This is a genomic window from Ilumatobacter sp., assembly GCF_041688325.1.
Classification (GTDB): domain Bacteria; phylum Actinomycetota; class Acidimicrobiia; order Acidimicrobiales; family Ilumatobacteraceae; genus Ilumatobacter_A.
Map to the genome: position 1 here is coordinate 1 of NZ_JBDNIJ010000118.1, position 14073 is coordinate 14073.

Annotated in this window: 10 protein-coding genes and 1 pseudogene; 5 read left to right on the top strand and 6 right to left on the bottom strand. The window is 62.8% G+C overall.

The features are described 5' to 3' along the window. The 3 genes and pseudogenes from ACH2EI_RS07925 to ACH2EI_RS07935 all read right to left on the bottom strand — a co-directional run. A pseudogene (locus ACH2EI_RS07925) lies at nt 1-191 on the bottom strand (electron transfer flavoprotein subunit alpha); the annotation flags it as partial. Continuing rightward, entirely contained in the window at nt 188-1003 is an 816-nt protein-coding gene (locus ACH2EI_RS07930) for an electron transfer flavoprotein subunit beta/FixA family protein (RefSeq protein ID WP_395159647.1), read from the bottom strand. The gene ACH2EI_RS07930 and the pseudogene ACH2EI_RS07925, both read right to left, overlap by 4 nt. Before the next feature lie 5 nt (nt 1004-1008). After that, complete coding sequence (locus ACH2EI_RS07935; protein WP_395152723.1) at nt 1009-3546, bottom strand: FAD-dependent oxidoreductase; 2538 nt, start codon at nt 3544-3546, stop codon at nt 1009-1011. Nucleotides 3547-3641: 95 nt separating this feature from the next. Here ACH2EI_RS07935 and ACH2EI_RS07940 point away from each other — a divergent pair, with 95 nt between their 5' ends. The 3 genes from ACH2EI_RS07940 (at nt 3642) to ACH2EI_RS07950 (ending at nt 7363) form a co-directional block, all read left to right on the top strand. After that, nucleotides 3642-4322, top strand: coding sequence for a GntR family transcriptional regulator (locus ACH2EI_RS07940; protein ID WP_395159649.1), 681 nt, complete (start codon nt 3642-3644; stop codon nt 4320-4322). A gap of 91 nt (nt 4323-4413) precedes the next feature. Continuing rightward, a complete protein-coding gene (locus ACH2EI_RS07945) occupies nt 4414-6060 on the top strand; it encodes a YdiU family protein (protein ID WP_395152721.1) in 1647 nt (548 codons plus the stop codon). A 130-nt stretch (nt 6061-6190) separates the two neighbouring features. Then, nucleotides 6191-7363, top strand: coding sequence for a hypothetical protein (locus ACH2EI_RS07950; protein ID WP_395152720.1), 1173 nt, complete (start codon nt 6191-6193; stop codon nt 7361-7363). 21 nt (nt 7364-7384) lie between these two features. Here the strand turns inward: ACH2EI_RS07950 and ACH2EI_RS07955 are convergent, their stop codons facing one another. Continuing rightward, entirely contained in the window at nt 7385-9061 is a 1677-nt protein-coding gene (locus tag ACH2EI_RS07955) for a carboxylesterase/lipase family protein (RefSeq protein ID WP_395159651.1), read from the bottom strand. Nucleotides 9062-9372: 311 nt separating this feature from the next. Here ACH2EI_RS07955 and ACH2EI_RS07960 point away from each other — a divergent pair, with 311 nt between their 5' ends. Beyond that, complete coding sequence (locus ACH2EI_RS07960) at nt 9373-11070, top strand: formate--tetrahydrofolate ligase (RefSeq protein WP_395159653.1); 1698 nt, start codon at nt 9373-9375, stop codon at nt 11068-11070. Between the two features lie 79 nt (nt 11071-11149). Continuing rightward, nucleotides 11150-12073 (top strand): methylenetetrahydrofolate reductase, encoded by a 924-nt coding sequence (locus tag ACH2EI_RS07965; protein WP_395152717.1) that lies wholly within the window; start codon nt 11150-11152, stop codon nt 12071-12073. A gap of 23 nt (nt 12074-12096) precedes the next feature. Here ACH2EI_RS07965 and ACH2EI_RS07970 read toward each other — a convergent pair whose 3' ends face one another. Together ACH2EI_RS07970 and ACH2EI_RS07975 are read right to left on the bottom strand one after the other, a co-directional pair. Next, nucleotides 12097-13527, bottom strand: coding sequence for an MFS transporter (locus tag ACH2EI_RS07970; RefSeq protein ID WP_395152716.1), 1431 nt, complete (start codon nt 13525-13527; stop codon nt 12097-12099). Nucleotides 13528-13617: 90 nt separating this feature from the next. Further along, a complete protein-coding gene (locus ACH2EI_RS07975) occupies nt 13618-13989 on the bottom strand; it encodes an RNA-binding S4 domain-containing protein (protein ID WP_395152715.1) in 372 nt (123 codons plus the stop codon). Nucleotides 13990-14073 lie beyond the last annotated feature (84 nt).

Consider the following 14073-nt stretch of genomic DNA (forward strand, 5'->3'; position numbering starts at 1 on the left):
GACGCGTGATGCACCACATCGGCACCGTGCGCCGCACACACGTCGGCGAGGCCGACAGCGTCCGCACCGATCAGCAACGCTTCGACCGGCTCGCCGAGTTGCTCGGCGATCGATCGGGCAAAGGCGAAGGCCTCGAGCGACGCGCCAGCGAGCGTGCCTCGGTCATGTTCGACAACGACGAGGACGCTCATGCCCCCACCTCCTGCTTGCTGTTTCCATCTGACCAGAGGCCGAGTTCCTTCAACAGTTCAATGACCGCAGGAGCGGCAGCGGCACCTTCGCCGAGGATGATTGTTTCCGACACCTGCTCCTCTGGACGGTTGAGGCGCACCATGGTCTGGCCGCCGGGGGCAGCCTCTGACGCGGTCACGTCGACGGCAAGCTTCTTGGAAGCCAAGCGGCCGCGCATCGTCGGGTAGCGCGGCCAGGTGATGCCTTCCTTGACACCAATCGCGCACGGCATCGGAAGTTTGTAGACCTCCATGCCCGAGTCGGTCTCGCGTTGCGCTTCGAGCACGGTGTCGTCCCCATCGATTCCGGCGCAGATGTTGACGCCCTTGATCGCGTTGACCATCGGGCGGCCGAGCGCACGAGCAACCCGAATTCCGACTTGGAAGCCACCGGTGTCGGCCGACTCGTTGCCGAAGATCATGACGTCGAATCCACCGTCGATTTCTTCGATCGCACGGATGGCGTCGGTCATTGCCAATGCCGTCCGCTGCGGATCCCAGCCTTGCGTTCCGACGTCCACCAGCGTGGCCTTGTTGATGCCGATCGATGCGGCCCAGCGGCACTGCTCATCGGCTTCGGCAACACCGAGTGTCAGCACGTGCGACTCGCCGCCGTGCGCCTCCACCAACTGCACGGCCAGCTCAAGCCCACACTCTTCGTGGGGGCTCATGGTGTGGCCGAGATTGGTGGCATCGACGGACTGGCCGTCATCGGTGATGTTGATCTTGGCGCCAGGTGCGGGCACCCGCTTTACGCAAACAAGGACTCTCATGTGGCTCAGCCCTTGAGGCGTGTGTCTTCGGGGTCGAACGGGCCGTCGGTGCCGACGACGGTCACCGGGAAGTACTCGTTCATGTACATGACTTGGACCTTGGTGCCGGCTGTCGCCATCTCCCTCGGGAGGTAGCCCATCAGGACCATCTTGTCGACCGACGGGCCATATCCAGCGGTCGTCACACGCGAGACACGCTTGTGGCTGTCAACGATCGTGTTGCCGTCCATGTCGCATAACGGCTCGTTGCCACCCTGCATCCAGCGGATGCGGCCCTGCGAGTCGGTCTGATCGTCGACGGTCATCGTGCACATCAGCACCTCGGGGTCTCCAGCTTCGCGGGCAGCCAGGTAGGCGTCCTTACCAATGAAGTCGACCGACTTGACCTTCGGGCGGGCGAGGCCGGCTTCGAGCGGGTTGTACTCGCTTTCGAGCTCGGCGCCCTGCAGGCGGTAGCCCTTTTCGATGCGGCCCGACGTACCATAAACGCCACCGCCGGTGGCGCGGATGCCAAGGTCGGCACCGGCTTCCATCAGTGCATCCCACAGCTTGGGGGCGTTGTCCCAGGCGACGTAGATCTCCCAGCCGGTGTCGCCGACGTACGAGATGCGGAACAGCGTGGCGTCGACTTCTTCGCCATCCAGATTGAGCTTCACTCCGACGAGCGAGCCATAGGACGAGCCCTCATGCGAAAGGTCGGCGTCGGTCAGCTTGGCGAGCGTCGCCGGTGCGTTCGGGCCCCAGAGTCCGAGGGTCGAGACATCAAGCGTCCGGTCGGTCACGGTGACCGAACCGTCCTTCGGCATGTACTTCTTCATCCACGACAGGTCACGTCCACCGTCAAACACGCCGGTCACGACAACCACGACATCCTCGGCCGTGTGGTGCATCGTGAGGTCGGAGTGGAATCCGCCGTCGGGGGTCAGCCACGGGGTGTAGGTCGCACGGCCGACCGGGCCGATCTTGTTGACCGACAAGTAGTCGGCAAACTCGACAGCACCGGGCCCAGAGATCTCGAACTCCTGGAATGCCGAGAGGTCAACGAGGCCGACGTTCTCACGCATGTTGAGGTGTTCGCCGACTGTGATCGGGCTCCACCAACGGTTGTCCCATTCGACTTCGCGCTCTTCGACGTTGTAGCGCTCGGCGAGGTCGGCGTTGCGGCCGTACCACTGCGGGCGTTCCCAGGTACGGGCCTGGAAGAAGAAGGCGTCAAGTGATTTCTGCCGATCGAACAGCGGCGACACCTGCAGGTTGCGCCGGTTCTCCCACTGCTCGGCGGGATGCACGATGCCGTACGTCTTGTTGAAGTGTTCTTCGGCGCGGCTCCAGATGTGCTCGTCGTTGCGCTCCTGGTCGTAGAAGCGGGCGATGTCGGCACCGTGTGCGTCGATGACTCGCGGGTAGCCGTAGGTCATCCACTCGGCAACGACCTGTGCCATGCCTGGGCCTTCCTTGACCCAAACGGCGGCTGCCGACCAGAGGTTGCGGACTTCGATGGTCTCGCCAAGGCACGGCATTGCGTCAGGGGTGAGCGAGAGCAGGCCGTTGATGGCGTACTTGATCTCGGCGTCACCGAGCATGTCCATCAGCTCAATTGCTTCTTCCATCTGCTGGTCGAAGTCGTCGGGTGTGAACGGCATCTCGGTGGGGCTGAGCGCGGCTTCCTCATTCGACGGGATGTCGTCGGGGTGATGCAGGATCGGGCGGTGGGCGTATGAACCGACTTCCATCGAGCCAGAGGACTGCCGCTCGTAGCAGAAGGTGTCCATGTCACGGACGATCGGGAAGCTGATCTCGCTCTGCGTCTCGGCGAGGATGTCCATCGGGCCGACGTCGGCCATCTGGTGCACGGCGGGCACGAGCGGGATGGTTGCGCCAGCCATGTTGGCGATGCGGTTCGACCAGACGCCACAGGCGACAACAACGTACTCAGCTTCGATACGGCCCTTGTCGGTGACAACGGCGGTGACCTTCTGGAGGCCTGTACCGGGCTCATCTTCGGTCTCGACGTCGAGTACTTCGGTGTTGGCGAACACTTTGAGGCCGGTCTTTTCGATTGCCTCGTTACGGAAGAGTGTGCCGGTGTCGAGGGAGTCGACGACGCTCACGCTCGGGCAACTGAAGCCACCGAGGATCACGTTTTCGTTGATGAACGGCACGAGTTCTTTGACCTGCGCCGGGGTGAGCAACTCAGCCTCGACACCCCACGCCTTGGCGGAGGTCATGCGGCGCTGGAACTCGTCCATGCGCTCTGGCGTGCGCGCCACTTCGATGCCGCCAGAGTCGACGCTGCGCTTGGCATCGCGGTACTGGTTGGCGCTCTGGACACCGAGCAACGCCATCTCCTTGTTGTGGTCGACCGGAAAGATGAAGTTCGACGCATGACCAGTCGAACCACCGGGGTTCGGGAGGGGGCCCTTGTCGATGAGCACCATGTCGGTCCAGCCGAGGCGGGCGAGATGGCCCACGAGGCAGTTGCCGACGATGCCGGCGCCAATGACGACGACCTTGGCGGTGGTGGGGAATTCTTGTTCACTCATGGAGGCGCTCGCTTCGGGGAGGCAAAGAGTTGCGAAAGGGGCCTGACCCCATGCGTAACTATTTGAACTTGACAGTGGTGATATATCAACAGAGTATGACAGGCGTGTCAAGCCCCAAGTTGCAACCGCTCTCCCTCGCCGAGCACGCGTACACCGAGATTCGGCGCCTGATCATCCGGCTCGATCTGGCACCAGGCGATGTCGTTCGAGAGGCCGACCTCCAAGCAACCCTCGACATGAGCCGCACACCAATCCGCGAAGCGTTGCAACGACTGGCCCGCGACCACTTCGTCACCGTCATTCCGCGACGCGGCATGTTCGTCAGCGCGATCGGATTCGATGAGCTCGCGATGCTGTACGAGACACGAGCAATCATGGAGCCCTACGCAGCTCGCCTCGCAACCAAGCGCGGCACGCAAGCCGACTGGGACGAGATGGCCGACGTACTCGCCGAGTCAGTCCTCCCGGGTAAGACGCCTGAAGAGCTTCTCGAACTCGATCGGCAGTGCCACGAGATCATTTGGCGCGCGTCGGGCAACCGCTTCCTCACCAACACGCTCGACACGCTCTACGCACAGAGCGACCGTCTCTGGCATATGTACCTCGCCGATGGCCACGGCATGGGCCATGCCGTCGAAGATCACGCCGCAATCCACGATGCGCTCCAATCCGGTGACGCCGAGACCGTGGCTCATTTGATCGAAGACCACGTCAACTCCTTCGATGCGCAAGTCCGCGACGCGGTCACAACCCGGCTCACTGCGCCGCTCTCTTAAGGTTTGGCTTTCGTCACGCGGCCTCCGCAGCGCACTCGCTGATCGCCAACTGAAAGGCGGGAGTCGCCAGGCGTGCTGCGAGACTGCAGTCATGACGGGGTTCGACTTCACAACCGACCACTGGTACGTCAACGATGTGCCCGGCGACCCGGAGCAACGCAATGTGCGCCGCCAGGTCAGCGGTGCCGGATGGTCGCCAGTCGAGCCCACCGCTACAGCCGCTCCCATCCTCATTGCCCACTCCTCCGAAGTTGCCGAACAACTCGGCATCGACGAAGACACCGTGGCCTCAGATCAATTCGCACGGGTGTTCAGCGGCAACGAACTGGTCGACGGCATGCGACCCCACGCCATGAACTACGGCGGCCACCAGTTCGGCAACTGGGCCGGCCAACTCGGCGACGGACGCGCCATCGCACTCGGCGAGATCACCACCGCCGATGGCGGCCATGCTGTGCTGCAGCTCAAGGGTGCCGGCCCCACCCCGTACTCCCGCGGGGCTGATGGACGGGCTGTTTTGCGCTCGTCGGTCCGTGAGTTCCTGTGCAGCGAGGCAATGCATCACCTCGGGGTGCCGACAACAAGAGCCCTCAGCCTCACGCTGACAGGCGACGACGTCATGCGCGACATGCTGTACGACGGCCATCCCGCCAACGAGCAGGGCGCCGTTGTCTGCCGTGTCGCACCAAGTTTTGTCCGGTTCGGCCATTTCGAACTCCCCGCGTCGCGCGGCGAGATCGGCCTGCTGCGTTCGCTCGTGGAGCACACGATCCGCCGCCACTTCCGGCATCTCCTGACGGCTGACAGCCCAGACAGCCCGAGCATCTCTGACGACGTCGTCGTTGCCTGGTTCCGGGAAGTCTCTGACCGGACCGCCGACCTCATGGTCGACTGGATGCGCGTCGGGTTCGTCCACGGCGTAATGAACACCGACAACCTTTCGATCCTCGGGCTGACCATCGACTACGGCCCGTACGGATGGCTCGAAGACTTCGATCCGGGCTGGACCCCGAACACCACCGATGCCGGTGGCAAGCGTTACCGATACGGCAATCAACCACAGATCGGCCACTGGAACGTCAGCCGCCTGGCCGGCGCACTGCACTCACTGACTCAAGACGCCGAACCGTTGCAGTCAATCGTCGACAGCTACTCCGAGCGATTCGCTGATGGGTGGGACCGTGCGCTCGCGGAGAAGCTGGGCCTGACCGACACCGACGTCGTTCGCCGCCGCGAGGTCGCCGCTGAGCTGCTCGACCTACTTCCGCTCACCGAAACCGACATGACGATCCTGTTCCGCACGCTCGGCGATATCGACGTCAGTGAATTCGGTGGAATTGGTGGAATTGGTGCAATCAACCTGACCGCAGACGACAGCACGTTGATCGAGCCGCTCATCGGGTCGTACTACGCCCCCGGCGAACTGACCGGCGAACTGCTCGAGCGGACCGCCACGTGGTTCCGGTCATACATCGAGCTCAGCCGCACGGCGACCCAAACAGCCCACGACCGCCGCACCCGCATGCACGCGGTCAACCCGAAGTACGTCTTGCGGAACTACCTCGCCCAACTCGCGATCGACAAGGCCGAAGCCGGTGGCTACGACATGATCACCGAACTGCTCGATCTGCTGCGACACCCGTACGACGAACAGCCAGGCAGCGAGGAATACGCAACGCTCCGGCCCGATTGGGCACGGACGCGCGTCGGCTGCTCGATGCTGTCCTGCTCGTCCTGAGCCGGTCGGCGTCTCAGTCAGACTCGGCCGACACGCACCCAGCACAGACCCTCGACACCAGACATTTGACACCCGATCCTGACAGCGGCGATGCATCTCGCGCCGGTTTCCTGCGTGACAAACTCAGACGATGACAGACGAGGGAAATCTCGACGCCGACCTCTGGGCCAACACCAGCCCGCAACCCACAACATCACCGGCATCACCGGCAGATCCCACACAGGTGCAGCAGGTCACGCCCGCCCCGCTGACACCGGGCGACTTCGCGCCGGTCGCACCGCCGACCATCCCCCCGACCAGCGGAGGTTTCGGCACGCCCCCGGGCGGCCAACCGTCAGTTGGTGGCGGCCCTCGATGGGGCGGGCCGGCAACGATCGGACTACTCGTCAGCGGCATCATCGCGGCGATCGTCGTGCTCTTCCTCACCCGTGGCGGCGATGATTCGGTACAGACCGTCGACGAGTCGACCACGACGGTGTTGATCGACACGACGATGCCTGTCGCCCCGGCGATCAGCCCGCTGACAACGACCCTTGCAGAAGCGACCGTCCCCACAGCCGAGACGACGTCTGATCCAACGACCACCGAAGCGACGGGCACGACCACGGCGCCGACCACCGCACCGGCAACGATCACCACCTCGACAGGGCTTGCACTCGCTTCTCCGGGCACCGTCCGTGTCGATGGCATCGAGTATCCGATTGAGCGTTCCTGCTTCACGGTGCCACTCGCACCCAACTACGCCGAACTGCAGGTGTTCAGCCACTTGATCAGCATCGACGGCATTCCTGCGATCGTCGAGCAGTGGTTCGACGAGGGCGCCATCACCGGCGGTGCGTTTTCGGTTCGCGGATTTCCTGCTGACACCGGAAAGTTCCTCGAACTCGATCAGGGATACGCCTTCGAAGCCCCCGCTGGTTCTGGCGATTTCAGCATCGTCACGAATCCAACAAGCACAGGTTCAGACTGCGGCGGCGAACAGGGGATCCAGACCTTCGGGGCCAACGGCAAGCCGCGGTACTTACGAGCCCTCGTCGATGCGTGCTTCATCTCCAACGACGCCGGCGAGTCAACGCTGATCGGCTACGGATCCGACCTCGGCCGCGTCGAGATCAGCGGCGATGCTGATGGCAACTACTTCATGACGTACTTCGACCCCGGCGTCCAACTCAATGGCGCACCCGCGGAGTTACTCAGTGACGGCGGTTCGGTCTCGTACCGGGCCGGGCTTGCCGAAGGCTCTGTGCTCGTCACCACCGAAGACAGCCTCGTGCGCGACTGCACAAACGCCGACCTCGGCTAGCTCAGACCAAAGCCGACCAACTCAGACCGCAGCTGACGACTCCGCCACCGGCCCCGGAGCGAGTTGGTCGGTGAGCCAATCGATCCGCTCCCGCATGACCTGCAGCCCTGGGTTCGGTGGCACTGGGCCAACTGCCGACCGGGGCCGATCGAAGATCATGTGCTGCGGGTTGCCCTGGTCGTAGGCCGGCCAGGTCTCGCGGCCGGGCGAATCCGGCACACCGGTTGCTGCGAATGCAAACCATCGGTCACCCATCTCCCGAATCGTCAGGTGTGCGTCGTCGGCGACGGGCACGAGCGGGAACGACGTATCGAAGACGTAGAAGATCTCGGCAGCGTGGAACGCACCTGCGGTCTGCTTCTTCGACGGCGGCGTCGCAGTGAAGTAGTAGCGGTACACCGCGTTGCCGCCAGCAGCATGTTGGCGGGCTGCATGATCAACGTGCACACCGAACATATGGTCGCCGCCGTGGTCGGCAACCGCTGACCGGGCACCAGTCGCAAGGCCTGGATAGGAGGCCATCACGCGGTCGACGTGGGATTGGCTCGGGTACGACACAGCGAACATTTCCCGCATGTCTTGGAGCGGTACGGGCTGCACGTTCTTGACGTCGCTGTTGTCGCGATGGAACTCACCGCCGGCTGGGTGCATGAAGTCGGCAAAGAGCGTGGCTTCGTCCGAGTTGTAGCCGATCATCAGCGGGACCGATGCCTGTACCTCTGCACTGAATGCTGACATCGGCGCCATCGGCAAGATGACGTCGTCGACGACTGGGTAAAAGTGGCGGCCGAGCAACGGGAACTTCTGGTAGTACTCGGTCAAGTCCACCGGGGCCATTTCGCGCATTCGTGCGATCTGGCCCGGCTCCGAACCGACCACAGCCTTTGCGAACTCGACGCCAGCATCTTCGGCAGCCATGAAGTCGAGGGCCGGTCGCCGCAACTGCAACCAGCGGCCGCTGTCGCTCGGGCTCTGTGCGATCGCACGATGAAACAGGCCACGCGCTCGCGGTGAGGTCATCAGGTTGAGCACGGCTTGACCACCGGCTGACTCACCGAAGATCGTGACGCATTCGGGGTCGCCACCGAAACCGGCGATGTTGTCACGCACCCATTCGAGTGCGGCAACCTGGTCGAGTAAGCCGTAGTTGCCGGACACCCGATCAGGTGACTCTTCGGCAAGTTCGGGATGAGCCAGAAAACCGAACATGCCGAGGCGGTAGTTGATCGTCACGAGCACACACCCGCGTTCGGAAAGCACGTCACTGTTGTAGTGCGATTCGGTGCCACTGCCGTCGGTGTGATCGCCACCGTGGATCCACACCATGACCGGCAGCTTCTTGGCGTGCGACGGCGCATGAATATTGAGTTGCAAGCAATCTTCGCTCTGCTTGACGTTGACAACTTTGAGGCCAGCAGCCAACGCCTTCTTGCGTACCCGACCCAGGCCCAGCCCATCGATCAGGGTGTTGAAGAACAACTCGAAGCCTGCTGCACGTTGGTACGCGTGGGGCCCGAACTTGGTGCAGTTCAACCTGCCGCTCCATGGCTTCACCGGCTGCGGCGGTTGCCAACGGAGCAGGCCGACCGGCGGCGCCGCGAAGGGGACGCCCCGGAAGTGCAATATCCGGCCCTTCGGCCCGATGGCACCCTTCACCTTGCCGGCAAGAGTCGTTGCAGTCGTCGTACGAGAAGCCATAGGTCATTGTGGCGCATCGACGACCGACGCGCGCGTAGCGGCGCGCCGACATAGGCGCTGCTCGCAACGAAGGGGAAAGGGGAAAGGGGAAAGGGGAAAGGGGAAAGGGGGCTGTGTGATGTTCCCTCACATATTGGTGAGGCCACCTCGCATGACCATTGACACATCCGTCGTTTGTTCTGTATCGTGGAACCGTTCCACCATGCGGAATTATGCGGAGTTGGTGGTGGCCAGATCAATCGAAATACTGTGCGGGCTTCGATCCGGGCTTTGAATCGCATCAACCCTGGTCGGTGCAGAACGGATACAACATGGGTTTCCCCTCTGACCTCGACATTGCCAGCAAGGCGACGCTCAAGCCGCTCACCGAGATAGCAGCCGAATCCGGTATACCGCTCGAGCACCTCGAGCCCTACGGTTCCGGCGCTGCAAAGATTCAGCTCGAAGCCATCGAGAAGATGCAAGATCGACCGAAGGCGAAATACGTCGTGGTCTCCGCGATCACACCGACGCCCCTCGGCGAGGGCAAGACCACCACGACCGTTGGCCTGGGCATGGGTTTCAGCCACATCGGCAAACGCGGCGTCATCGCCATCCGGCAGCCGTCGATGGGCCCCACGTTCGGTATTAAGGGCGGCGCCGCCGGCGGCGGCTACAGCCAAGTCGTGCCAATGGAGCTGCTCAACCTGCACCTCACTGGCGACATGCACGCCGTCACTGCAGCACACAACATGTGCTCGGCTGCACTGGACGCCCACCTCTTCCACGGCAACGACCTCGCGCTCGACATGCACAACATCACGTGGCGCCGAGTGATCGACGTCAACGATCGTGCGCTTCGCAACAGCGTCATCGGCCTCGGCGGTCGACTCGACGGCGTACCGCGTGAAACTGGCTTCGACATCACCGCCGCCTCCGAAGTGATGGCAACCCTGGCACTGTGCACCTCGCTGCAGGACCTCCGCGAACGGCTCGGCCGTATCGTCGTCGGCTACACCAAAGCCGGCACGCCGGTCACGGCCGAAGAGTTGAAAGTCGCCGGTGCAATGGCGGTCATCCTGCGTGAAGCCATCAAGCCCAACTTGATGCAGACCCTCGAGAACACGCCTGCACTCGTCCACACCGGCCCGTTCGGCAACATTGCGACGGGCAACAGCTCGATCGTCGCCGACCGCATCGGCATTCACATGGGCGACTACCTGATCACCGAAGCTGGCTTCGGCGCCGACATGGGCGCTGAACGCTTCTTCAACATCAAGTGCCGCGCCTCGGGCCTCGCTCCAGATGCTGCGGTTCTCGTCGCCACGGTTCGCGGGCTCAAGGCCCACTCGGGCAAGCACACGATCGTCGCCGGCAAGCCGCTCCCCGAGGACCTTCTCAAGGAGAACCCGGACGAAGTGCATCAGGGCGGCGACAACCTCCGCAAGCAGCTCGAGAACATGCGGATCCACGGCTGCACGCCGGTCGTTGCGATCAATGTGTTCCCCGGCGATCACGACGCAGACATCAATGCAATCAAGGAAATCGCCGAGGAGTTCAACGCTCGTTCGGCAGTCTCGATGCACTTCACCGAAGGCGGCGCTGGCGCAACCGAGTTGGCACATGCTGTTGCCGAAGCCGCCGAAGAAGAGTCAAAATTCCAGGTGCTTTACCCCGACGAGATGAGCCTGCGCGACAAGATCATCACCGTTGCTCAGAAGGTGTACGGCGCAGATGGCGCCGAGTTCTCAGCCGCCGCCAATAAGCAGATCGATAACTACGAGGCAAACGGCTTCGGCAACCTGCCAGTGTGCATCGCCAAATCTCACCTGTCGCTCTCCCACGATCCCAACCTCAAGGGTGCGCCTACGGGCTGGACCCTGCCGGTGCGCGAAGTCCGCGCCTCGGTCGGCGCCGGTTTCGTGTACCCGATCTGCGGCGACATGCGGACCATGCCAGGCCTCGGCAAAACGCCGGCCCTGCAAACCATCGACATTGACGCCGACGGCAACATCGTCGGTCTCAGCTAACCAACTCAGTTTCAGTTGGGGTTAGACCCCAACTGAAACTCCCAACTGAAACTCTTCAACGAACAACGGGGAAACAACGATGTCTACCGAAGCAAAAGCATTGCCTGCTCTGCCCACCAATCGGCTGCGCCGCGGGCTTCGACGCCCCCTGCTCCTGCCCGGCACGTCGACGCTCCGATCGATGATCGAGACCGCCAAGATCGAACTCATCCCGATGAAGAGCCTCGAGCGCGCAATCTCTGAACTCGCACCGGCATCGCACATCTCGATGACCTGCTCCCCGGCCAAATCCATCGAGACGACCCTCGACGAAACAGCGGCGCTGGTGGCAGCTGGCCACTCGGTCACGCCACATATCTCGGCGCGCATGGTGCAAACCCATGATCATCTCGCGCAAATCCTGCACCGACTCGCCGAAATTGGCACACGCGAAATCTTCGTCGTCGGCGGAGATGCCGACCCGCCCGGCTGCTTCTTCGACGCCATTGAGTTCATCGAAGCGCTCATCGCACTCGACGACTCAAATGAACACCGCGTCATCGACCACATTGGCTACACGTCGTACCCCGACACGCATCCGTTCATCACCGATGAGCAGCTCCACGATGCCCTGCATGTCAAGCAGAAAATGATCCTGGAATCTGGCCGCACCGCACACGTATCGACCCAGATGTGCTTCTCGTCCGACCAGATCCGCGACTGGCTGCGACGGGAACGAGCCGCCGGTCTGACCATCCCGGTCCATCTCGGCGTTCCGGGCGTCATCGACAAGGCGAAGCTGATGACCATGGGCGTCCGCCTGGGCGTCGGTACATCCCTGCGCTACCTGTCAAAGAACAGGAAGGCGCTCGGCAAGATGATGACGCAGCGCTCATTCGAACCCGATCAACTGCTCAAGCCGCTGGCACCGCACCTCGAAGAACTCGGCATTGGTGGCATCCACCTGTACACGTTCAACCAGGTCGCCACCACCGAAGCCTGGCGCCAAAAAACCCTCGCCTGACGGTCCGCTTCCCCGTCGGATGATCAGTTCGGGTCGTGATGGTCGTGGCGGCGCGACACCACGGATCGGCCGACAGTCTTGGTGGCCTTAACGGGTAGAACGACGAGGCGGATTGCCATGTTCGAGGCACGCGCCGGGAACGGCACGAACTTGGTTTGGCGCTCATTCGGCAGCGTCTCCTTGAAGACGATCCGGTAGGCGACGTAGACAATGATCACTGAGAACCACGCGCTCATTGTGAAAAAGAATGCGTCGTTGCCGAACCACGACATGAGTGGAGCTGCGACAAGCGGACCGACCAGGGCACCTGATCCGTTGACTCGCACCAATGTGCCCGCTGCACCAACGGTCTTTCCGACCGGTGTCCAGTCGAGCGTGTAGGAGACCACGAGTGAGTACAGCGGAAACATCGTGCCGCCGATGCCGAACATGACGAGCAACATGAGCGCACTGTCTGGCGGCACTGCCGGCGCGGCCACCGACAAGGCCGCCGCTGCGATGACGACACCGAAGATCACGGCGCGCCGCGACACCCGATCAGACAGGCGGCCAATCGGCCATTGGAGGACGATGGCGCCAATCGTCGGGGCGATCAGGAACGCCGCAGTGCGGTCGACCGACAGGCCGCTCCTTGTGGCGTAGACCGCTGCGAGGCCGAGCAGGACACCGGCTGCGGCACCACTCATAAACGATCCGACCACGCCGGTCGGGACGTAGCCGATGAGTTGTCGGATAGAGACCTTCTCGACTGGGCGGCTCGGCGGCACCTTCGCTGCAGCGGCAAGCGTCACGGGCACGATCGCCAGCGAGACCAGCACCGATGAGACAATGAACAGGTGAAAGCCATTGGGGTCAGCGACGGCAATGAGGTACTGACCGATGCCCAGCCCACCCATCGAAACAATCATGTAGACAGCAAGGGTTCGTCCACGGTTCGCTGGCGTCGAGAGTTCGGCCAGCCACGACTCGATCACGATGTACAGGCCGGCGAAGCAGAAGCCGAAGACAAAGCGCATTGCAGTCCATGTCACCGGCAACACCGACAGGGCATGAATCAGCACGGCACTGGACGCCAAAGACGCCAGCCCAGCGAACACACGGATGTGACCGACCGACGCAATCATCTTGACGACAAGACTTGGCGCAATCAGGAACCCGGCGAAGTAGCCCGCCATGATCACGCCGGTGACCATGACGCTGAAGCCCTCGCTGCCCGAACGAACGCCAATCACTGCGCCATTGAGGCCGTTGCCGACCATCAGCAAGCCGAGGCCGAGGAACAGCGCCCAGAGACCTGCTGCCGAATTGCCTTCAGGCTCAGCTGCAAGATCCTCGTGCCCGGCCGTCTGATAGTCGCCTTGCTTCCCCGCCCGATCATGAGGCGCGTCGATGACGCCGTTCGCCGCTGGGATCTCGCCGTCCTCAGCAGTGGTGGGCTTTTGGGTTGTGGCCAAGCGGAACAAACCTACCGCCTCCGCGCCGCCTCGGAATTTAAGAATCGACAGGTTTCCAGACCACAACCACAGATCAGCGACGTCCTCAGATCAGCGTTCACGACCGCGGAGCTTGTCGAGTTGCCGTCGGTCACGCTTGGTCGGCCGACCAGCGCCGCGGTCTCGTTCGAAAATCGGCGGGGACAGCGGATCACGTTCGGGCGGCAGCGGGCTGTGATCGACGAAGCACGTGACCGCAACGGGTGCCCCGACCCGCTTCGCAAGGACCGTGACCACATCGGCAATTCGTTCCCGCTGGTTCAGGCGCGCTTCGATTCGATCGCCGACCTTGACCGCTGACGACGGCTTTGCGGCCTTGCCGTTGATCTTGACGTGTCCCGCTCGACACGCACCGGCGGCGTCCGCGCGTGTCTTGGTCAGTCGGACCGACCACAGCCACTGATCAACTCGAGCGCTCTCCACGCCTTCATTTTGCACCAGAAATTGGCCATTTGTCGCGCTCGGCTCGCATGACTACCTACTGGTCGGTAGGCTACATCTTGTGAA